The organism is [Clostridium] polysaccharolyticum (assembly GCF_900111595.1).
Lineage (GTDB): Bacteria > Bacillota > Clostridia > Lachnospirales > Lachnospiraceae > Clostridium_AI > Clostridium_AI polysaccharolyticum.
In genome coordinates this window covers 83,077-106,261 of the sequence record NZ_FOHN01000006.1, presented here as the reverse complement: position 1 = coordinate 106,261, position 23,185 = coordinate 83,077, and the positions used below count along the sequence as shown (strand labels likewise).

The 23,185-nt window shown below is 37.8% G+C and carries 19 protein-coding genes; 18 read left to right on the top strand and 1 reads right to left on the bottom strand.

Translation table 11 applies throughout. The features are described from left to right. The first annotated feature begins 12 nt into the window (after positions 1-12). From polA to BMY85_RS05565, 9 genes are all read left to right on the top strand, one after another. Positions 13-2,757: a DNA polymerase I gene (polA, locus tag BMY85_RS05605; protein WP_092477285.1), complete on the top strand. Its 2,745-nt coding sequence runs from the start codon at positions 13-15 to the stop codon at positions 2,755-2,757. Positions 2,758-2,789: 32 nt separating this feature from the next. Continuing rightward, entirely contained in the window at positions 2,790-3,377 is a 588-nt protein-coding gene (gene coaE / locus BMY85_RS05600; RefSeq protein ID WP_092477284.1) for a dephospho-CoA kinase, read from the top strand. Between the two features lie 73 nt (positions 3,378-3,450). Further along, entirely contained in the window at positions 3,451-5,499 is a 2,049-nt protein-coding gene (locus BMY85_RS05595) for a cell division FtsA domain-containing protein (protein ID WP_092477354.1), read from the top strand. A gap of 5 nt (positions 5,500-5,504) precedes the next feature. Next, complete coding sequence (locus tag BMY85_RS05590; RefSeq protein WP_092477283.1) at positions 5,505-7,208, top strand: sensor domain-containing diguanylate cyclase; 1,704 nt, start codon at positions 5,505-5,507, stop codon at positions 7,206-7,208. 132 nt (positions 7,209-7,340) lie between these two features. After that, positions 7,341-8,132, top strand: a complete 792-nt coding sequence (locus tag BMY85_RS05585; RefSeq protein WP_092477282.1) for an MBL fold metallo-hydrolase — start codon at positions 7,341-7,343, stop codon at positions 8,130-8,132. A gap of 21 nt (positions 8,133-8,153) precedes the next feature. Then, on the top strand, positions 8,154-8,426 hold the full coding sequence (locus BMY85_RS05580) for an ACT domain-containing protein (RefSeq protein ID WP_092477281.1): 273 nt from the start codon (positions 8,154-8,156) through the stop codon (positions 8,424-8,426). A 46-nt stretch (positions 8,427-8,472) separates the two neighbouring features. Continuing rightward, positions 8,473-9,828, top strand: a complete 1,356-nt coding sequence (locus tag BMY85_RS05575) for a PFL family protein (RefSeq protein WP_092477280.1) — start codon at positions 8,473-8,475, stop codon at positions 9,826-9,828. Between the two features lie 112 nt (positions 9,829-9,940). Continuing rightward, positions 9,941-11,395, top strand: coding sequence for an aminoacyl-histidine dipeptidase (locus BMY85_RS05570; protein ID WP_092477279.1), 1,455 nt, complete (start codon positions 9,941-9,943; stop codon positions 11,393-11,395). 21 nt (positions 11,396-11,416) lie between these two features. Next, the gene (locus tag BMY85_RS05565) at positions 11,417-12,532 is read left to right on the top strand and encodes an LCP family protein (protein ID WP_092477278.1); all 1,116 of its coding nucleotides are present in this window, start codon (positions 11,417-11,419) and stop codon (positions 12,530-12,532) included. 128 nt (positions 12,533-12,660) lie between these two features. Here the strand turns inward: BMY85_RS05565 and BMY85_RS05560 are convergent, their stop codons facing one another. Further along, positions 12,661-14,322, bottom strand: coding sequence for a methyl-accepting chemotaxis protein (locus BMY85_RS05560; protein WP_092477277.1), 1,662 nt, complete (start codon positions 14,320-14,322; stop codon positions 12,661-12,663). Positions 14,323-14,581: 259 nt separating this feature from the next. Here BMY85_RS05560 and BMY85_RS05555 point away from each other — a divergent pair, with 259 nt between their 5' ends. From BMY85_RS05555 to BMY85_RS05515, 9 genes are read left to right on the top strand one after another with little or no spacing between them, the layout of a single operon-like run. After that, a complete protein-coding gene (locus BMY85_RS05555; protein ID WP_092477276.1) occupies positions 14,582-15,439 on the top strand; it encodes a M23 family metallopeptidase in 858 nt (285 codons plus the stop codon). Positions 15,440-15,486: 47 nt separating this feature from the next. Next, positions 15,487-16,290 (top strand): GTP pyrophosphokinase, encoded by an 804-nt coding sequence (locus BMY85_RS05550; protein ID WP_092477275.1) that lies wholly within the window; start codon positions 15,487-15,489, stop codon positions 16,288-16,290. A gap of 41 nt (positions 16,291-16,331) precedes the next feature. Then, entirely contained in the window at positions 16,332-17,717 is a 1,386-nt protein-coding gene (locus tag BMY85_RS05545) for an RsmF rRNA methyltransferase first C-terminal domain-containing protein (protein WP_092477353.1), read from the top strand. Between the two features lie 5 nt (positions 17,718-17,722). Then, complete coding sequence (locus tag BMY85_RS05540; RefSeq protein ID WP_092477352.1) at positions 17,723-18,427, top strand: pseudouridine synthase; 705 nt, start codon at positions 17,723-17,725, stop codon at positions 18,425-18,427. A gap of 24 nt (positions 18,428-18,451) precedes the next feature. Further along, positions 18,452-19,117: an HAD family hydrolase gene (locus BMY85_RS05535; RefSeq protein WP_092477274.1), complete on the top strand. Its 666-nt coding sequence runs from the start codon at positions 18,452-18,454 to the stop codon at positions 19,115-19,117. Between the two features lie 14 nt (positions 19,118-19,131). Beyond that, positions 19,132-21,024, top strand: coding sequence for a YgiQ family radical SAM protein (locus BMY85_RS05530; protein ID WP_092477273.1), 1,893 nt, complete (start codon positions 19,132-19,134; stop codon positions 21,022-21,024). Between the two features lie 30 nt (positions 21,025-21,054). Continuing rightward, the gene (locus tag BMY85_RS05525) at positions 21,055-21,621 is read left to right on the top strand and encodes a hypothetical protein (protein ID WP_092477272.1); all 567 of its coding nucleotides are present in this window, start codon (positions 21,055-21,057) and stop codon (positions 21,619-21,621) included. A gap of 14 nt (positions 21,622-21,635) precedes the next feature. Continuing rightward, positions 21,636-22,598, top strand: coding sequence for an RluA family pseudouridine synthase (locus BMY85_RS05520; protein WP_092477271.1), 963 nt, complete (start codon positions 21,636-21,638; stop codon positions 22,596-22,598). Between the two features lie 14 nt (positions 22,599-22,612). Continuing rightward, the gene (locus BMY85_RS05515) at positions 22,613-23,143 is read left to right on the top strand and encodes a Holliday junction resolvase RecU (protein ID WP_092477270.1); all 531 of its coding nucleotides are present in this window, start codon (positions 22,613-22,615) and stop codon (positions 23,141-23,143) included. The last annotated feature ends 42 nt before the right edge of the window (positions 23,144-23,185 follow it).

Here is a 23,185-nt window from a genome sequence, read left to right as displayed (position 1 = left end):
TAATAAGAAAGTATGAGTAAAAAAATAGTTTTAATTGATGGACACAGTATTTTGAATAGAGCTTTTTATGGAATTCCTGAACTCACCAATTCAAAAGGACTTCATACCAATGCGGTCTATGGATTTTTAAATATCCTGTTTAAATTGCTCGATGAAGAAAAAGCGGACTATCTTACTGTTGCATTTGATGTAAAGCATCCAACCTTTCGTCATGAAATGTTCCCAGAGTACAAAGGGACAAGAAAGGGAATGCCAGAAGAATTAAGAGAACAGGTGCCTCTTATGAAAGAGGTTCTCAAAGCAATGAACATACGAATTGTAGAAAAGCCTGGTTTTGAAGCAGATGATATTTTAGGGACAATTGCAAAGAAGAGCGAGGCAGAAGGCTATGAAGTTTCAGTGGTTTCGGGGGATCGAGATTTACTGCAGCTAGCAAGTGACCATATTAAAATCCGTATTCCAAAAACAAAACGGACTGGTACGGAAATTGAAGATTACAATACCAAAGATGTAATTGAGAAAATGGGAATCGAACCATGGCAAGTAATTGAAATGAAGGCCCTAATGGGGGATACAGCAGATAATATTCCAGGGGTTCCAGGCATTGGAGAAAAAACAGCCTTAAAAATACTGGATGCATTTAAGACCTTAGAAAATGCATATGAGCATATCGAAGAGGTTATGCCAAACCGTGCCAGAGAAGCACTTCGTAACAACTATGATTTAGCCAAAATGAGTAAAGCTCTTGCTACTATTAAAACGGATTGTGAATTAGAGTATAAAGTAGAGGAAAGCAAGATTGAAAATATATACAATGAAACAGCATTTCAAATCATGAAGGATTTGGAATTTAAAAGTATTCTAAGGCGTTTTGGCTGTGAGACAGTATCACTGTCCAATGACACCATAGAAGAGAACTTTGTGAAAATAACAAAGCAGGCAGATGCAAAACAGATATGGGACAAGATAACCGGCAGCCAGGGAAAAAAAGACTTTGTGCTTGGATTCTGGTTATTTCAGGAGGATAAGAAAAAAGCATTTTCCATAGCAGAAGATGGCCAGTTTTCTTTTGCTGGTTTAGAAGAAAAAACGGAAGAGACTATTTATGGTGTGGCACTTTCCTTTGAAGGGGATAATGGAATCCAGACCTGCTATATTTCTACAGAAGGAGATATTACGAGTCAAGAGATTACTGCACAGCTTGCCGCTTTGTCATTGGAAGGGGTAGCAGCAGTTCTTGACCTGAAAGAGCTATTATTTAAAATGCCAGAATCTTGTCTTAGCAGTGAAGAACAGGATCCGTTCTTTGACTGCAAAGTAGCTGCATATCTTTTAAATCCATTGAAAGACACTTACGAGTGTGATGATATTGCAAGAGACTACGTGTCTTTGACAATACCATCCTATGCAGATTATTTTGGCAAGGCAGATTTAGGACAGGCGGCAACTATGCCGGATTTTTATAAATATGCCTGTTATAATGCGTATATAGCGAAAATGGCATATGTCACATTGGAACAGGAATTAGAACAGGCTGAAATGACATCCCTTTACTATGACATTGAACTGCCATTAATAACGACTTTATATGATATGGAAGTACGTGGTGTTCATGTAAATAAAGAAGAACTGACACAGTATGGACAAAGGCTTGGGGAGCGCATTGTTACCCTGGAAAGTGAAATATATGAAATGGCAGGAGAGAAGTTTAATATTAACTCCCCAAAACAGCTAGGTGTCATTTTGTTCGAAAAGATGAATATGCCATTTGCTAAAAAAACCAAGACAGGATATTCAACCTCAGCAGATATTCTGGATAAATTGCGCTGCGAACATCCGGTGATTGGAAAGATTTTGGAGTACAGACAGCTTACTAAGTTAAAATCCACCTATGCAGATGGTTTAACAGCCTATATTCAGGAAGATGGCCGTATTCATGGAAAATTCAATCAAACCATAACGGCCACAGGAAGAATCAGCAGTACCGAACCGAATCTTCAGAATATTCCAATTCGGATGGAACTTGGGAAAGAAATCCGGAAGGTATTTGTTCCCAAAGAAGGGTATGTATTTTTAGATGCGGATTATTCCCAGATAGAATTACGTGTCTTAGCTCATATGTGTGGAGATGAAACTTTAATCGAAGCTTATCGTGAAGGAAAGGATATACACCGTATCACAGCGTCACAGGTGTTCCACATTCCATTTGAGGAAGTTACATCGAGAGACAGAAGTAATGCAAAAGCAGTTAATTTTGGTATTGTGTATGGAAGTACAGCATTTGGTTTAAGCCAGAACTTAAACATTTCCAAAAAGGAAGCAGATGAATATATAAAAAAATATTTTGCTACCTACCCGAGGATTAAGGAATTTATGGATGGGTTAATTGAAACTGGAAAAGAGAAAGGGTATGTGGAGACCTTATATCACCGTATTCGTCCAGTTCCAGAATTAAAGTCTTCTAATTTTATGCAAAAGGCAGCAGGAGAACGTATTGCCATGAATTCACCGATACAGGGAACAGCAGCAGATATTATAAAGATTGCCATGGTTCGTGTGAATGAAAAGTTAAAGAATTTAAAAATGAAATCTCAGCTGATTCTGCAGGTTCATGATGAACTTCTTGTGGAAACTCATAAAGATGAGATTGAAACTGTGAAAAAGATTCTAAAGGAGGAAATGTTTCATGCGGCACAAATGGAAGTGCCACTTGAAGTAGATGTGCAAATGGGTGAGAACTGGTTCGAGGCACATTAAGGAACCAAAGAAAATATAAGGGGAGGCAACAGATGAAAGTAATTGGATTGACAGGTGGGGTTGGTTGTGGAAAATCAACCGTTGCCAATATAATAAAAGAAAATTTCCAAGCGTCTGTATTAATTGCAGACGATATTGGAGCTATGTTAATGCAGCCAGGCCAAAGCTGCTACAAGGAAATTGTAGCAGCTTTTGGTGAAAAGGCAGTTTTGGAAAATGGGCAATTAGATCGGAAGGGAATTGCTGCTATGGTGTTTGCGGATGATGTACAATTATCGGTATTAAATGGAATCATACATCCGAAAGTGAAAGAGTATATTAAAAAAGAGGTATTAAAAATTCAGAATGAAAAACTGCACCAGTATGTTTTTATTGAATCTGCCATAATCTTAGAATGCGGTTATGAAGATGTCTGTGATGAGTTCTGGTACGTCAGTGCTCCGTATGAGGAAAGAGTCAGACGTTTGAAAGTGTCAAGGGGATATTCTGATGCAAAGATTCAGGCAATTATGAGTAACCAGAAAGAGGAAAAGCAGTTCCAGCAGCTTTGCAGTGTTGTTTTGGAAAATGATGGTGACCTCGAAAAAATCTATTCTCAGCTAAAAATACTACTAGTTTAGATGGAAATCATATGTTATAATGATAATGTTATGGAATATCGTAACAATTGACAGGAAAAATGGGGGAATCCAGATGCCAAGTAATATAAAATATCCTGAACACCTGGTCTTTGGATTGGATATTGGTACCCGAAGCATAGTAGGTACAGTTGGTTACAAAGACGGCAGTGTGTTTAAGGTTGTAGCACAGGTTTCTCGTTTTCATGAAACTAGAGCTATGCTTGATGGGCAAATTCATGATATTATAAAAGTTTCAGAAACAATTAAAGATATTAAAGATGATTTGGAACATAGAATAGGCAGGCCATTAACAGATGTATGCATTGCGGCAGCCGGCCGTATGCTGAAAACTGTAACGGTACGTGCAGATTGTGAGTTTGGTACAGAAACTGTCATGGAAGACGAACATGTGCAGTCGTTAAATCTTCTCGGGGTAGAAAAAGCATATGATGCTTTGCGGGAGGAAACGAAAGAAGAAGATTTGAAGTTTTACTGTGTAGGCTATTCAGTAATCCGTTATTATCTTAATGACTTTTCCATTACAAGTCTATTAGGTCATAAAGCATCAAAAGCTGGTACAGAACTGATTGCTACATTTCTTCCAGAGGAAGTAATTGACGGCTTATATGCAGCGATTCAAAAAGCAGGGCTTTTTGTAGCAAACCTGACTTTGGAGCCTATTGCAGCAATTAATGTAGCGATTCCTGAAAATTACCGTCTGCTTAATATTGCACTAGTAGATGTAGGTGCGGGTACATCCGATATATCAATTACGAAAGATGGAAGTATTGTGGCATACGGAATGATACCATTTGCAGGAGATGAGATAACAGAGCAGATTGCAAAATCATATCTGGTTGATTTTGCTACAGCAGAAACTATTAAAACTGCCTGTCTGAAAAAGAAAACCGTTTCTTATAAAGATATTTTAGGGATACCCCATAAGCTGGATACGAAGGACATAATCCAGAATGTTTCTGAGACGGTGGATATGATTACGAAAAATGTTGCGGATAAAATCATTGGATTAAATGGTGAAAAAAGTGTCAGTGCAGTTTTTGTAGTAGGTGGCGGTGGAAAAATACCTAGTTTTGTAGAGATGCTGGCACAGCATCTTGGACTTCCCAAAGAACGTGTTGCCCTTCGGGGGCAGGAAGTACTGCAGAATGTCGTGTATTTAGAAGAAGAAGTGAAAAAAGATTCTACGCTGGTAACACCAATTGGTATCTGCCTGAATTTTTACGAACAGAAAAATAACTTTATTTTTATACAGGTAAATGGACAGCGGGTGAAACTATATGATAATAATCATATGTCTATTGCGGATGTTGCTGTGCAGATAGGTTTTCCTAATGAGCAGTTATTTCCGCAGCGGGGAAAAGCTCTTTTTTATTATGTGGGCGAAGAAAAGAGAATGGTCCGTGGAGAGGCAGGAGAATCTGCAGTTGTAAAGCTGAATGGAAAACGTGTTGGAATATCAGCTCAGGTTGAGCAAAATGATAAAATTGAAATTGAGTCTTCCACTGTAGGTAAGGATGCCGTATTGGAAGTACGCAGCCTTCCTGAGTACAAAGAGACCATTTCATTTCAATTCAATAATAAAACAGTGGTGTGTCCAAAGTTTATTAAAGCAAATGATGAACTGGTATCGGGCTATTACGAGATACAAGATGGAGACCGCTTGGAAATTCTTAATTATTATACGCTTGAACAGGTACTGGCTTTTATGGATTTAGAAGTTACAGATGAAATCTATATAAATAACGAGTTAGCTGATTTGGAAGACAAAGTGTATGAAAATTTTTCAATTCGATATATAGTTAATTTATCCAGTGTATCAAATGAAGATAATGAAGATGAAGAAGAAATCAAGGACTCCCAAATTCTGGAGATTACAAAAGAAGAACAAAAAGAACATGAAATTACAGTAATGATAAATGGTGAAGAGGCTGTTCTAAAGGGAAAGAAAGCTTATATTTTTGTGGATATATTAGATGTTTATCCATTTGATATGAGTGCTGCAGCAACTTCACATTTAAGAACAAAGGTAAATGGAAAAGTAGCGGATTTTACTACAAGTCTATCAGATAACGATAACATAGACATGTATTGGGAGGAATAATAATCTTGGATTACGATCAGATTCTATTACTTCAAAGAAAATTTATAGATTTTCATAAGGTATTAACAGTAATTCTTGTCTGTTTTAACCTCCATTTTGCGTTGACAGTTACAGGTTATAATTGTTTTTACCCTGCTTTAGCAATGCTGGCTATCCTAATTATGGAAAATGTTGTAATTAAGATGACACCAGTCCGGCTTAAAGTCCTTATGGGCTTAAAATATCTATATGTTTTTTTTATGGTTATGTTTATAGTAGCCGCCAGCAGTGTGTATGCTTTTGGCATAGGTTTATTGTGCCTGATGCTTTATAATATTGAGTTTTACTTTACGTTGGATTTTAGTGAAAGTTTTGTACGTAAAATTTATGTTGTACTGGTAAGTATTCCAGTACTTGTGGGAATTATCATTGTGTTAATTAAAAGCCATTCTGGAGACTGGATGAAACATTTTGAGATGTTTTGCATTGTCATTTTGTACATAGGGCTTGTATGGTTTTTTTCGGAGATGATTGCACAGGTAATCGGGGAGAATGACCGGAAATTATTTGCTCAGACCAGGCTTATTGAGCGAATTAATGAAACGAACGAGGAGTTAAGGATTCAGCAGCAGAAGGTAAAAAGCACCAATGAACTACTAGGTGTTCAGAAAATAGAACTGCAGGCGACATATGAAAAAATTAATAATGTAAATGAAGAAATGCAGATTCAGAATGATATTCTGAAATATATTTCTTCTTCTCTTGAAATCAGCAAGCTTATGGCACTTATTACAGAGTCTTTTGTAAGCCGGATAGGGGCGGATTTCTGTGCCATTGTATTAAAACCAGGAACTGCTAATAATAAAAAACTTACATATAAGATTCAGGATAATTTAGGCAATGATTTTAAAGAGCATTTAAGTGAGTGCATCCAGAAAAACTGTTTTGAAGAAATTATGGAACAGGAAGAAATCATTGTGGATAATGATGTAGACTTCCGGAAGTATGAATTTCTTGCATGTGATTCTGTAGGTTCTATATTGCTGATACCTTTAGTAAAACAGGAACAGCAGATAGGGCTGCTTTTTGTTGGAACGAAAAGAAAAAATTATTTTGTAGATAATATTGATTTCTTTGAAGGCATTGTTGCACAGTTTTTAATTGCCTTAAATAATGCAAACCTTTATGCAGAAATGCAATCTATGGCTATTTTAGATGGTCTGACGGGAATTTATAACCGCCGTCACCTTACGAAGCTTTTTAATGAATATATGTACGAATCCATTAACAACAGGACGCCAATGTCGGTAGCTCTTTTTGACATTGATTTCTTTAAGCGGATTAATGATACATATGGGCATTTGTTTGGCGATTTGGTAATTCGTACCATTGCAAGCCTGGCAAAAAACATAGCAGATGAAAACGATGGTATTGTTTCCAGATATGGTGGAGAGGAGTTTGTTATTATCTTCCCAAATAAAGGGTTAGATGAAGCATATCCAGCAGTAGAGAGGCTTCATAAGGATGTAAAAGAACTGGGGATTGAACATCATGGCAAACAGGTCAAGGTTAATGTGAGCATAGGGTTTACTTCATTTCCTAAGACTTGTAAAGATCCAAGAGAACTGCTTAACAGGGCAGACTGGTCAATGTATTATTCCAAACAGCATGGTCGTGACCAGATAACAATTGATAGTGATGAGATTCGCAAAGAGGTTTCTTTGGAATAAAAACAAGCAAGCATTGTGCTTGCTGTTTTTATGTTATTCTGTTTGTTATCAATAGGGGTATAGATTAATTGTACAGAGTGTGTTATAATGGGGAAGATTTTATGAAAACAATGCTGGAAAAGGGGAAAACAAATGGAATTATGCAGTATAGCCAGCGGAAGCAGCGGCAATTGTATTTATGTAGGAAATGACAACACAAAACTTTTAGTGGATGCGGGAATCAGTTGCAAAAGAATAGAGAGTGGTTTGGCACAAATTGATATTAATCCAGAAAAAATAAACGGTATTTTTGTAACTCACGAGCATTCCGATCATGTACAAGGTATAGGGATAATGGCCAGAAGATATAAAATGCCTATTTTTGCTACTGCCGAGACATTTAGTGCTATGAACCGCATAAAAAGTTTAGGAAAAATAGATCCATCACTGTTTCAAGTAATTGAGCCTGATGAGTCTTTTGAAATACAAGATATAAAAGTACATCCATTTTCAATTCCTCATGATGCTGCGAATCCAGTCGCATATACTTTTGAACATGATAACCATAAGGTAGGAATTGCAACGGATTTGGGAAAATATAATGAATATATTGTGGAAAATTTAAAAGGTTCAGAACTCTTATTGTTAGAAGCCAATCATGATATTAATATGTTACAGGTAGGAAAGTATCCTTATGTATTAAAAAGAAGAATTTTAGGTGATTTGGGGCATTTGTCCAATGATAATTGTGGAAGATTAATCAATCGTTTGTTACATGGAAGATTAAAACAGATATTTTTAGGGCATTTGAGTAAGGAAAATAATTATCCGGATCTGGCATTTGAAACGGTAAGGTATGAACTGCAGCAATTTGACAGCCCATATAAACAGGTAAAGATTGAAGTTGCCAATAGGGAAGAGCCATCTGCATTCTGCAGATGTTAAGAATATATAGGAGGATTAATTATGAAAAAAACAGTTATTACAGTGGTAGGAAAAGACAGTGTTGGTATTATTGCAAAGGTATGTACTTATTTAGCAAACAACAATATTAATATTTTGGATATTTCTCAGACTATTGTTCAAGGTTTCTTCAACATGATGATGATTGCAGATACCAATGAATCTTTAAAAGATTTTGATGTAATTGCCAGTGAATTAGAGCAGATTGGACAAGAATTAAGCTGTGATATTAAAGTACAGCGTGAAGAGATTTTTGACAAAATGCACCGCATTTAGTTAAAGATTATGGATAGTGCTCGCATAAAGGGAAGGATGTTAGAAAATGATTAATATTAATGAAGTTATTGAAACTAACAGCATGATTGAGCAGATGAACTTAGATGTCAGAACCATTACATTAGGTATCAGTTTACTAGATTGTGCAGATGAAAATTTGGAAAAACTAAATGAAAAGATTTATAACAAGATAACTAAAGTTGCTGGGGATTTGGTTAAGACAGGGAAAGAAATTGAACGTGATTTTGGAATTCCTATTGTAAACAAAAGAATTTCCATTACTCCTGTTTCTTTAGTTGGTGCAGCTGCATGTAAGACTCCAGAGGATTATGTAACCATTGCAAAAACTTTGGATCGTGCTGCAAAAGAAGTTGGCGTAAACTTTATTGGAGGCTATTCCGCTTTGGTTAGCAAGGGAATGACCAAGAGTGATGAATTGCTTATCCGCAGTATTCCAGAAGCAATGAAAGCAACTGACTTTATCTGCAGTTCTGTAAATGTAGGTTCAACCAAAACAGGCATTAATATGGATGCTGTAAAGCTTGTTGGTGAAATGATTTTAAAGACATCAGAGATTACAGATTCACAAGGCTGTGCGAAACTGGTAATTTTGTGTAACGCTCCTGATGATAATCCTTTTATGGCAGGTGCATTCCATGGAGTAACAGAAGCGGATGCGATTATTAATGTTGGTGTAAGCGGTCCTGGTGTTGTAAAAGTTGCTTTAGAAAGTGTTCGTGGAAAAGACTTTGGTACTTTATGCGAAACGATTAAAAGGACAGCATTTAAGATTACACGTGTTGGCCAGTTAGTTGCACAGGAAGCATCAAAACGTCTGGGAATTCCTTTTGGTATCATTGATTTATCATTAGCACCTACACCTGCAATTGGTGACAGTATCGCAGAAATCTTTGAAGTTATGGGATTAGAGCGTGCTGGTGCCCCAGGTACAACAGCAGCCTTAGCCATGTTAAATGATCAGGTGAAAAAAGGTGGTGTTATGGCATCTTCCTATGTTGGTGGGCTTAGTGGTGCCTTTATCCCAGTCAGTGAAGACCAGGGAATGATAGATGCAGTAAAAGACGGTGCATTAACGATTGAAAAATTAGAAGCTATGACATGTGTATGTTCTGTTGGGTTAGATATGATTGCAATACCAGGTGATACAAAAGCAACGACTATTTCAGGAATCATTGCAGATGAAATGGCAATTGGCATGGTAAATCAGAAAACAACAGCAGTTCGTATTATTCCAGTAATGGGAAAAGAAGTAGGGGAAATGGTTGAGTTTGGTGGTTTGTTAGGGTATGCTCCTGTAATGAAAGTAAATCCGTTTTCATGTGATGACTTCATTAACCGTGGAGGAAGAATTCCAGCGCCAATCCACAGCTTTAAAAATTAATTGCAATTAATAAATTAGGTGATAAGGGAGGTTTGTCATGAAGGCAGCCTCCTTTTGCATAATAAAGATATAGAAAGAAAATACTAACGTTATATGATAGGAGGAAATTTGTATGGTATTAGATAAGATTGATTATAAAAAAGTGTTTTCCTATTTTGAGGAAATCAGTAATATTCCTAGGGGGTCAAAAAACAATCGGGAAATCAGTGACTTTCTGTTGGCATTTGGAAAAGAAAATGGATTAGAGTGTTATCAGGATGAAGCACTTAATGTTATTTTGATCAAAGAAGCAACACCAGGTTTGGAAAATGTTCCAGCCATTATGATCCAAGGCCATATGGATATGGTATGTGAAAAAGAGAGTGAAACAGAACACGATTTCTTTAAAGAAGGTTTAGAACTTGCGGTTGAAGGAGACTATGTATATGCAAAAGGAACTACATTAGGTGGAGATGATGGAATTGCACTTGCTATGGCCATGTCTATCTTGACAGATAAGGAACTGGCACATCCTCGTTTAGAGGCAGTATTTACAACTGACGAAGAAATCGGTATGGATGGAGCAGCTGTACTAGATACAAGCAAATTAAGAAGTAAATATTTAATTAACATTGATTCGGAAGTAGAAGGAATTCTTACGGTTGGATGTGCAGGTGGCATGACATCTACACTTACATTGCCGTTGGAAAGAAGCAGTGCAAGTGGTGTAAGAGCGAAAATTTCGATTAAAGGGTTACAGGGTGGCCATTCAGGAATCGAGGTTACCAAGAACCGCACCAATGGAAATATGTTACTAGGCAGACTTTTAAGCACTTTGAAAAAGAAAGTGGATTTTCAAGTGATTACACTCTGGGGTGGTTTGAAGGATAATGCGATTCCAAGAGAATCCTTTGGAGAACTGTTATTAGACAGTGCCAATGTAGAAGTATTTAAAGCGGCAGTGAAAGAACTGGCAGCTGTTTATGGAAAGGAACTGGCATCTAGTGAACCTATGTTAGCTATTGAGTTAGAGCTAGACAAAGATGTGAAAGAATACCCTGTTTTAACAAAGAACACATTCGATAAGGTGCTTGCTATTCTTTTATTTACACCAAATGGTATTCAGGCAATGAGCAGCGATATTGATGGTCTGGTAGAAAGTTCTTTAAACTTAGGAATCTTTAAAATGGGTGATGATGAGGCTGTTTTCTCCTATTCTGTGAGAAGTTCCAAATCTGCTTATAAAGATTTCATGAGTGACAAATTAGAAATACTGGTTACAATGCTAGGGGGAACGTATAATGTTCATGGTGTTTATCCAGCATGGGAACTTATGAGAGAATCCAAATTGACGGAGATTTGTAAGAAAGTTTATAGAGAACAGTATGGAGAAGAAATGGTAGTGGAAGTGATTCACGCAGGATTAGAGTGTGGTATTCTTTCTAGCAAAATGAAAGAACTTGACATTGTATCCATCGGACCAAATATGTTAGATATTCATACACCAAGTGAAAGAATGTCCATTTCTTCTGTAAAACGTGTATATGACTATGTGCTAGGAGTTATTGCTGAGATTAACAGACAGTAGGCTCATAAGAGAAAGGCTGATATGGAAGAGAAAAATACAGAACCGATAGCAGAGGAAACAAAAACCACAGGACAAAAGAAAAAGAAGATCTGGAAAAAGCCAGTTAGGATTGTTTTAATACTACTTCTTTTTTTGGCAGCAGGAGCTTTTATTTACTCAGATTATTTGTTAGATAAGATTCATTATGATAAGGATAATGAACGCAGGGAAGAGTATTTTGATGAGGATGAACATGCCAAAGACTTGGATGAAGTAGATCCTAGTGATGTGCACTGGCAGCAGAATCTTCTTGCCAGACACGAAGATGATGTTATTAATATCCTGCTAGTAGGGGAAGAGGCAATTCTTGATAAAGGCCGAGGCAGAACGGATTCTATTATGATTGCAACGATTAATGTGAAGGAAAAATCATTAAAACTGACTTCCATTATGAGAGATCTGTATCTGCAGATTCCAGGTTATAGTGATAATAAAATCAATGCTGCATTTAACATTGGTGGAATGGATTTGTTAGTGCAGGCTTTGAATCAGGATTTTGCACTTAAGTTAGATGGATATGTAAAGGTGGACTTTGACTCCTTCGAAGATGTAATTGATGCACTGGGAGGTGTTGAGATTACCCTATCAGCAAAAGAAGCTGATTATCTGAACCGGACCAATTATATTTCCAATCCAGCGTACCGTAATGTAAGAGAGGGTACGCAGACGCTCAATGGCAATCAGGCACTAGGGTATTCTCGTGTCCGTTACGTTGCCCATGGTGACCAGGCAAATGATTTTGGCAGAACCCAGAGACAGCGAAATGTGCTCAATGCTATTTTCCAGAAGTACAAGTCAAAGAGTGCTGTGGAACTGATCGCATTGCTGCCTGATATCTTATCTTTTGTTACTACAGATTTGAATCGTACTGCTATCCTGGAGTATTTGTATCTGGCAGTTACGCTGCATCCGCAAGAATTAGAGACTATGCGGATTCCAGTGGAAGAAAAGTATTATTCTGCCCGCATACGTGGTATGGCGGTGCTAGTACCAGATACATTGCAGGATAATATAGATGCATTGCAGGCGTTTATCTTTGGAGATGAGAATGCGGATAATAGGAGTGATGGGAGCCAGAATAGTACAACAGGGGAATAGGATAGAGTGAAAATGGGGAAATTATGGTATGCCATTGAACTTAATAGTAAAAAAGCGTATGTAAAGATTTTAATCTTATGCATACGCTTTTTAAATAAAAACTGTTATTGGCCAACTCAGAGTATCAGCTATATCTGAAAATAAGAAACAAGTTCTTTTAGTTCTTCAGAAACTTCTTTGGTATCCAGTACCTGTTTGTGAATATCCGTCGTGCTTGCACTCATTTCCTCTATGGAAGCATTCGTTTTATCGCAGCTTGAAGCATTTTGCTGGGAAATGGATGTTAAGGTAGATATTTCATCAATTATCACAGCTTTTTGCTGTTCTAGAACCTTTACACGATTATCAATTGAAAAAATTACCTCTGTGGTATCTGAAATTTTGGAACTGACAGTTTCAAAACTTTTATTTACCTGATTTAATACAGAACCTTCTTGATCCGTAGCATTTTTAATCTCTGTTGCAAGTTTTACATTGTTCTCGGATATGTGAAGGATGGTTTCTATAATATTTTGAATTTCCTTTGCTGAATTAGCAGAATCGGTGGCTAAGTTAGAAATATTAGAAGCAACCACAGAAAATCCCCGTCCAGCTTCTCCTGCATGTGCGGCTTCGATAGAAGCATTTAAAGATAGTAAATTAGTCTGATTGGCAATATCAGAGATGGCATTGGTAACTTGTCGGATTTTTTCGGCAGCCTCATTAGCATGAAAAATTCCATTTACAACGTCTTCGGATATGGAAATTGTGTGTGAGTTGGCTTTTATCAGTTCATTTAACATATTTTTAGCATCTTCACTGACTGTTCGTACCGCAACAGAATTTTCATTGGCATCTTCAGTAAGACCACTGATATCAGTTATTTTCTCGTCCATATTTTCAATGGATGTGGAGCATTTTGTTACAGAATGTTCCATGGAGAATGCTCCTTGTGCCAGTTCGTCTACAACTAGCAAGATATCTTTCGATGCCTGGTTATAAAAATTTACGCCATCTGTAACATTGCCCATGTTTGCTTCTAAGGTAATCAGGTTTCGGTTTATATTGGCCGCAATATTTTTCAGATTGGATTGTAAAGTGGCCGCCGAAGTAATTAATGTATGGATTTCTCGGATGCTGCTTTTAATAGATGGTTCTTTTCCTACATTTCCCTTAGCGAATTCATTTATGCAGGTACAGATGGAGGCGATAGGAGTACGGATTTTCATTGCGACTCCGATAACAAGTCCAATCATGAGCAGTATCATGGTGGCCGTCAGTATTAAGAGTACAGAAGAGGAACTGCGGATCTGAGCTCTCACGATTGCTTGAGGTTCTCCAGCAAATGCCATACCGATAACATTATGATTGCCATCAAATACTGGAGTATAGTAAACATAGTATTTCTGGCCTCCAAGCATAACATTATCAGACTGATAATCCTTTCCGCTGAAAACGGTTTTATAAATTGTTTTATCTGCTTTTATCCCTTCATCACGTTTGCCTGTGGAAATGTTTTTTATAGAAGTTATGTAGGAAGTGTCATTTAAGAAAAGTGTCTGTTCAATGCCTTGCTCTAATAAGTTATCTACATAATTATGTTCATATGCTGCTTTTCCAGTATGAATCACATCCCAAGAATAATACATGTCAAGACCTTCTGCAGCAACTTTCAGTTTGTTATAGACATCCCTTTCTAGATTATTGGATAGTTTGTTCATGGAAACAGAACATAGTGTTATGCCTGCTATCAGAAGTGGAAGCACACCAATCAGAATAAGTGTCATTAATAGATTTATTCCCTTTTTCATCTGCAAATCCTCCTTAAAATAATCAAATGATAATGATACTTTTTATTACAAGCAATCATACATGTATTTTCATCTGGTATTGTAAGTTATTCTGGATAAGCCATTTGTGCCTGAGGGGTCAGTCTGCTAATAGAATTGTTATATTATAGCATAATTGATGCAATTTTGCTATATTTTCATGAAAAGCAGATCATAAAAAGTTCTATTTTTCTGAATGTCTGCATATATATTATAGTTCATACTTTGGGAGTGTTAAAGAATGTGGGGATTAATGAAAATCAATAAGAACAAATGGAAGCAAGGAATGCGATTTGCCTGTATTCTTTTTATCAATATTGTGGTCTGTATTATGGAGATTGCCATGATTCAAACTGGTCAGAAAATCAGCAACATAGATAACTTTAGAAACTTTCAGATAGAAAGCAGTTTGTGGTCAAGCTTAGAAAAGGAGTATGGCAGAAAAACCCCAGAATTTTATGACAAACTCACGATTTGTATGTTACAGTCTAATTTCAATCCAGAAAATCACAAAAAGGCAATGCCAGGGTTTATGTACAAAATAGGTCTGCTTGGCAGGTATTATAAGAAATATAGAAATATGTACCGTACTATTTTAGACGATATCGAGTGTTTTCCAGTTGCAGAAGATAGGAAAGGTGGAGAGAAAACAGCATTTGATGACTCTTGGGGTGGCACTAGGACATTTGGGGGGAAAAGGAAACACGAAGGTACGGATATTATGACAAGCAATAACAAACGTGGCTATTTTCCTATTGTCAGTGTGTCTGATGGTGTTGTAGAAAAAAAAGGATGGCTGCCACAAGGTGGATACCGGTTAGGCATCCGAAGCCCAAAAGGAGCATATTTTTATTATGCACATCTTGATTCTTATGCAGAGGGCATAGAAGAAGGAACAAAAGTCAGAAAAGGAGACTATATTGGTCTTATGGGTGATACTGGATATAGCGAAATAGAAGGAACAGTTGGCAATTTTGATGTACATCTGCATATGGGGGTTTATCTGGATTATAAGGGAAAAGAAATGAGTGTAAATCCGTACTATATTTTGAAATATTACGAAAATAAGAAACTGAAATTTTGTTTCAAAAATGAGTAAACTATGGTATAATGCACATGTATGCTTAAATTTAAGGAGAGGTAATAATGGAGATATTATTATGGAGGGAAATCTTAGATCCCTATGTTTTAGCTGTAGACGAACTAGTGGTAAAATTTAATCATATCATTAACGAATACAGAAACGCTGGAGAATACTCTCCGATTGAGCAGGTAAATGGAAGAGTAAAAACAATATCCAGTATTCTGGAAAAGGCACAGAAAAAAGAGATTCCTTTAGAAGAAATCGAAGAGAGAATAGAAGATATCGCTGGAATTCGAATTATATGCCAGTTTGTTGAGGATATAGATAAAGTAGTGGAGTTAATCCGTAACCGTAATGATATGGCAGTAACAAGCGAAAAAGACTACATTCTGCACAAAAAAGAAAGCGGTTACCGGAGTTATCATTTAATTGTGGAATATACCGTACAGACACTGCATGGGCCAAAGCAGTTAAAGGCGGAGATACAGATTCGTACTCTGGCAATGAATTTCTGGGCAACCATTGAACATTCACTGCAGTATAAATATAAACAGAATATGCCAGCTCATATTCGTGAAAGGTTAAGTAATGCAGCAGAAGCGATTATTGTATTGGATCAGGAAATGTCTAGTGTCCGCGGGGAAATTATGGATGCGCAGAACTCATTCCGGATTAAAGCCAATATTGTTGCAGATATTTTAACCAACATCCAGAATCTGTATCGTGTTGCCAATCAGCGTGAAGTTGTGAAGATTCAGACAGAATTCTTTAAAATATACGAAGAAGGTGATTTGGAACAGTTAGAACGATTCAACAAAGAATTAGATATTATTGCAGAAGGTTACCGTGCACAAAGCTTAAAGTAAGCAGGTTGCCAGATTGTGCAGCCAAGAGAGGACGACAAAAAGTGAATTTACCAGAGATTTATTTAAAGAGAATGAAACAGTTATTAGGAGATGAGTTCCCGCAATATAAGGCAAGCTTTGCAGAAACGCCTTTTGCGGGACTTCGTGTGAATACCCTGAAAACTTCACCGGAGGAATTTGAGAAACTGAGTCCATTTGCATTGGAAAGAGTTCCTTGGACAAATAATGGATTTTATTATAATAAACAGGATTCTAATAACTCCAAAGAACAGCCGGGAAAGCACCCATACTATTTCGCTGGATTATACTACATTCAGGAACCGAGTGCTATGACTCCGGCTGCCTTATTGCCAGTAGAACCAGGGGACTGTGTGCTGGATATGTGTGCGGCACCAGGTGGAAAAAGTACAGAACTTGCAGCAAAACTAGCAGGAAAAGGCGTGCTGGTTACCAATGATATCAGTGCTTCCAGAGCAAAAGCACTTTTAAAGAACGTGGAGGTGTTCGGGGTAGCTAACGGGGCAGTCCTTAGTGAAGTGCCAGAGCATTTAACAGAGTATTTTCCAGAGTATTTTGATAAAATTTTAATTGATGCTCCTTGTTCTGGAGAGGGGATGTTCCGTAAAGACAACGCCATTATTAAAAGCTGGGATGAAGAAAGACCAGAGTTTTTTCACAAAATTCAGCTTTCTATTCTGGATGCAGCAGTGAAAATGTTAAAACCGGGCGGCTATATGGTTTACTCAACCTGTACCTTCGCCCCAGTTGAAAATGAAGGAAGCATTCAGTATTTATTAGATCACTATCCAGAATTCGAGGCAGTAGAGGTGAAAGATGCCTATGAAGGATTTGCACCAGGACATCCAGAGTGGATAGAGAATGGTTCTGAACAATTAAAACACACATTCCGTTTATGGCCACAAAACATCAAAGGAGAAGGGCATTTTGTTGCACTTCTGCATAAAAAAGGTGAGCCAGAGCCAGTGAAGGAAACAGGAAAGAAAAAGCTTCCCCAATACCCAAAAGGAACAGAAGAATTTTTGGAACAGGTAAACTTAGATTTAGAAGGCAAGCATTTTGAAGAGTTTGGAGAAAAGGTATATCTGGTACCAGACTTATTGCCAAATCTGAGAGGACTGCGTATTCTAAGAACGGGATTGTATTTGGGAGAAAAGAAAAAGAACCGTTTTGAGCCAAGCCAGTCATTGGCAATGGCACTAAAAGCAGGCGATTATCCGAATACAATCAACTACCCTTGTGATTCTTTGGATTTAAAGAAATATCTAAAGGGAGAGACGGTAGAATTAGAAAATGGTAAATTAAGCGGCTGGCAGTTAGTGCTTGTAGACGGCTACCCGCTTGGATGGGGAAAAGCATCTAATGGAAGGCTGAAGAATAAATATCTTCCAGGCTGGAGGTTATTCTAATGGCAATGCTTCGTTTGGACAAATATCTGGCGGATATGGGACTTGGAACCAGAACAGAGGTAAAACAGTTTATTAAAAAAGGACAGGTTCTTGTAAATGAAGAAATAGTAAAGAAACCAGAATACAAGGTTTCTGCTGTGGAAGATGAAATTGTATGTTGTGGGAAGAAAGTTGGATATACGGAATTTGAGTATATTATGCTGAATAAACCACAGGGAGTGGTATCGGCCACCCAAGATGAGCGGGATAAAACAGTTTTAGATTTAATCACGGAGCATGACAGGAAAGACCTGTTTCCTGTTGGAAGATTGGATAAAGACACAGAAGGCCTGCTTCTGCTAACGAATGACGGAAAATTAGCACATGAACTTCTCTCACCAAAAAAACATGTGCCGAAGACGTACTTTGTTATTGTGGATGGAGTAGTAACCAAAGAAGATGTGGACCTGTTTGCAGAAGGATTCCAAGTAGATGCTGAGCTGTTTTCCAAGCCAGCACAGTTAAAGATCCTTGAAGCAAAAGAACAGTCAGAAGTGTACCTTACCATTACAGAGGGAAAATTTCATCAGGTAAAGAGAATGTTCCAGTCAGTAAACAAACCAGTATTGTACTTAAAGAGAGTACAGATGGGGAGACTTAAACTGGACGAAACATTAAAATTAGGACAATACCGCCAGCTGACAGAAGAAGAACTGGCACTGCTTCGTTAGAGGAAGCATTGGAATGGAGGATATATGTTAGATACAATACAGGCAGTTATATTTGACATGGATGGCACATTAATTGATTCCATGTGGATATGGCGTAATATAGATATCGAATACTTGGGACGTTTTCAGATCCCATTGCCAGAAGATCTGCAGGGACAGATTGAGGGAATGAGCTTTTCGGAAACAGCAGCCTATGTTAAGGAGCGTTTCAGCATTTCTCATTCAGTGGATAAAATCAAACAGGACTGGAACCAGATGGCATGGGACAAATATGAAAATGAAGTACCTGTAAAAGATGGCGTAATTCCATTTTTGAAGTATTTAAAGGAGCGAGGAGTTAAAATGGGCGTTGCAACAAGCAATTCCGTAGAGCTTGCAAAAATGGTATTAGAAAAAAGAGGTCTGGCACCTTATTTTGATGCCATCCATACTTCTTGCGAAGTAGCCCATGGAAAGCCATACCCAGACATTTACGAATTCGTGGCAGAAAAATTAGGAGCAACGCCAGAACACTGTCTTGTATTCGAAGATGTAATTCAAGGTATTATGGCTGGAAAATCGGCAAATATGAAAGTATGTGCAGTGTATGATTCCTACTCAGAAGCACAGGATGAAGAAAAAAAACGACTAGCAGATTATTATATCAATAGTTTTGAAGAATTAAAACCATTGATGCAGTCAGGCAGATAGAAACAGAGGAAAATATGATACAGGATTTTTTACCAATATCCCGTGAGGATATGAAAAAAAGAGGCTGGGATCAATGTGATTTTGTGTATGTCATTGGTGATGCATATGTGGATCACACTTCTTTTGGACCAGCAATTATTAGTCGTGTACTAGAGTCACATGGCTATCGTGTAGGAATCATTGCACAGCCAGACTGGAAAGACGAAAATTCCATTCAGATTTTAGGTACACCAAGATTAGGATTTTTAGTTTCCGGTGGGAATATGGATACTATGGTGAACCATTATACGGTGAATAAGAAAAAACGTCATCAGGATGCTTATACCCCAGGTGGCGTGATTGGAAAACGTCCAGACAGGGCAACCATTGTATACGGTAACCTGATTCGTAAAGTATACAAAAAAGCACCAGTTATTATTGGAGGAATCGAAGCAAGCCTTCGCCGTCTGGCACATTACGATTACTGGAGTGACAAAGTCAAACGTTCAATTTTACTGGATTCAGGAGCAGATATCATTTCATATGGAATGGGAGAACATTCAATTGTGGAGATTGCAGATGCCCTGAATTCCGGAATTGACGTAAAAGATATTACGTTTGTCAAAGGAACGGTGTACAAGGCAAAGGACTATGACAATGTGTACCAGCCCGTTGTGCTGCCTTCCTTTGATGAGATTTGCCAGAGCAAAGAAACTTATGCGAAAAGCTTTTACGAGCAGTATCTGAATACTGACCCATTTACTGCTAAGTGTTTAGTGGAACCTTATAAGGAAAAGGAATATGTAATTCAGAATCCGCCTGCTTTTCCTCTTACAGAACAGGAAATGGATGATGTTTACGCACTTCCTTATATGAGAACGTATCATCCGGTATATGAAAAGGATGGCGGAATTCCTGCAATTCAGGAATTGAAATTCAGCATTACTTCGAATCGTGGATGTTTTGGAGGCTGTAATTTCTGTGCATTAACATTCCATCAGGGAAGAATGATCCAGGTACGAAGCCATGATTCTATAATTGAAGAAGCTAAGGCAATGACTGAGGATAAGGATTTCAAGGGATATATCAACGATGTTGGCGGACCTACGGCTAACTTTAGACATACTTCCTGTACCAAGCAGCAGACCAGAGGGGTATGTGCTAAGAAGCAGTGTTTAGTGCCAACGCCTTGTAAAAATCTGAAAGTGGATCATAAAGATTATGTTACACTCCTTCGTAAACTTCGAAAAATCCCGAAAGTAAAGAAAGTATTTATCCGTTCTGGAATCCGCTTTGATTACTTGATGGAGGATTCAGATAATACCTTTATCAAAGAATTGTGTGAAAACCACATCAGTGGCCAGTTAAGAGTAGCACCAGAGCATATCAGTGATCCCGTTCTGGAACTTATGGGCAAACCAGAAAACAGTGTTTACGAAGCATTTCGCAAAAGATATAAAAAGGTAAATGATTCCGTAGATAAAAAGCAGTTTATCGTGCCGTATTTAATGTCCTCTCATCCAGGTTCTTCTATGAAAGAGGCCGTAGAGCTGGCTGAATATGTTAGGGATTTAGGCTACATGCCAGAGCAGGTGCAGGATTTCTATCCGACGCCATCCACGCTTTCTACTTGCATGTATTATACTGGCTATGACCCACGTACGATGAAAAAAGTATATGTGCCGAAAAAGCCACATGAGAAAAACATGCAGAGAGCGTTGATTCAGTACCGTAATCCAGAAAATTATGATTTGGTAGTAGAAGCCTTAAGGCTGGCACACCGTACGGATTTAATTGGATTTGATGAAAAATGTCTGGTTCGTCCAAGGCAGTTTAAAAAAGAGAAAGCAAACCAAGGAAAGTCTGGAAGCAAGAGTGGAAAGAAAAAAACGCTTCGCAATGTGCATAAGGGGAAAAACAAGCGCTAGGCAGAGACAGCAGAAAAAGGAGGATACCGTATGAAAATAAAACCAGGGCAATATGGATTTTTAAAAAAACAGAAGATGATGTATGTTGTGAAAATGGCAGTTTGCGTAGTGGCTGGACTTTCAATCTTTTTAATTGGTCTTTGGGTAAATAAGGGAAACTATAAAAATATCGGCAGTGTAATCGCCATGCTTTCCGTGCTGCCATTTGCAAAATCTTTGACAGAATTAGTGGTGGTATTTCCATTTCGGGATGTTGCTAAGGAACGATATGAGAAAATAGCAGCTCTTTGCGGTGAGGATGCAAAACTTATGGCAAGTCTGGTTATTACGTCTGATAAGAAAGTGATGTTCCTGGATTTCGCAGTGGTATGGGAAGGAAATGTAATCGTACTGGCTGGGAAACGAGAAACCGATATTCCTTATATCAGTGAGTATTTAACCAAAGGGGTAAGAAACTGGGGATTTGATTATCGTGTTAGAATTGTCAAAGAAGAGAAGGCATTTATACATGCCATAGAAGACAGAAAACCCGTACAGGTTTCAGAAGAAGAGAGAAAACATGTAATCTGTTATCTGGAATCATTAATTGTGAAATAGGTAGGATGGTGTCTGTGAGAGAAATAGAGATTAATAAAAACGAGGCAGGACAGCGTTTAGACAAGCTTCTTGCAAAATATATGAATAAGGCACCAAAAAGCTTTATTTATAAAATGCTCCGAAAGAAGAATATTACCTTAAATAGAAAGAAAGCAGACGGTTCAGAAAAACTAGAACTCAATGACCATGTACAGCTCTTTTTATCGGATGAAACCATAGAAAAGTTTACAGAACTGGATGTAGTAGCCAATGAGGTGGATTTGCAAGTGGTTTATGAGGATGAAAATATTCTAGTGATTAATAAACCAGCTGGAATGCTGTCTCAAAAAGCGAAACCAGAAGATGAATCTTTAACAGAATATGTCATTGCGTATCTGTTAAAAACAAGACAGCTTACAAAGGAAGAATTAATCAGTTTCCATCCAGGCCTTTGCAACCGCTTAGACCGCAACACAAGTGGCATTATCCTTGCAGGAAAATCCCTGACAGGTCTTCAGCAGATGGGGATTCTTCTAAAAGAGAGAAACATCGGAAAATACTATCAGACCATAGTAAAGGGGGTTATCAAAGAGCCTACTTGTATTGAAGGGTATTTGACGAAAGATAAAAGCCATAATAAAGTGGCCATTTCCAAAGAACCAGTGGAAGGTGCTGATTTTATCAAAACCCAGTATGAGCCTTTAAAAACCAACGGAGAGTATACGTTTTTGCGAGTAAAACTTCTGACAGGAAGAAGCCACCAGATCCGTGCCCACCTGCAGAGTATAGGCCATCCTGTTATCGGAGACGGAAAATATGGCGATGTACAGGTAAATAAGTATTTCAGACGGAACTTTAATTTAAGATTTCATTTGCTTCATTCATATGAACTTGATTTTCCAGTCATTCAGGGAGAACTTGGAAACTTGTCTGAAAAACAGTTTAGAGCACCATTGCCAAGCTATTTTGAAGCTATTGTATCTCGTATTTTTAAATAAATGGAGGAAGGAATATGCCAGCATGGAATTCACGAGGCCTTAGAGGGCAGACATTAGAAGAACTGATTAATCTTACCAATCAGAAATATATGGAGAATAAACTGGCGTTGATTCAGAAAATACCGACACCAATTAAACCTATGCGGATTGACTCGCAGACAAGGCAGATAACTCTGGCATTTTTTGAACAGAGAAGTACGGTGGATTATATTGGGGCAGTGCAGGGAATTCCAGTATGTTTTGATGCAAAGGAATGTACACAAGATACTTTTCCGCTTCAGAATATACATGAACACCAGATTGGGTTTATGCAGCAGTTTGAAGAACAGGGAGGCATTTCCTTTCTTCTGATTTACTATTCCTGTAAAGATATTTTTTACTATTTAACATACAAAGACTTAATGAAATTCTGGAAACGGGCAAAAAATGGTGGCAGGAAGAGTTTCTGTTATAATGAACTGGATGCCAGATACCAGCTGTCTACGTATAATGGAGTCTGTGTCCACTATTTAGAAGGAATCCAAAGGGATTTGGAAGAACGGTAAGAAAAGACGATATCCTGATTGAGGATATCGTCTTTTCCTGCA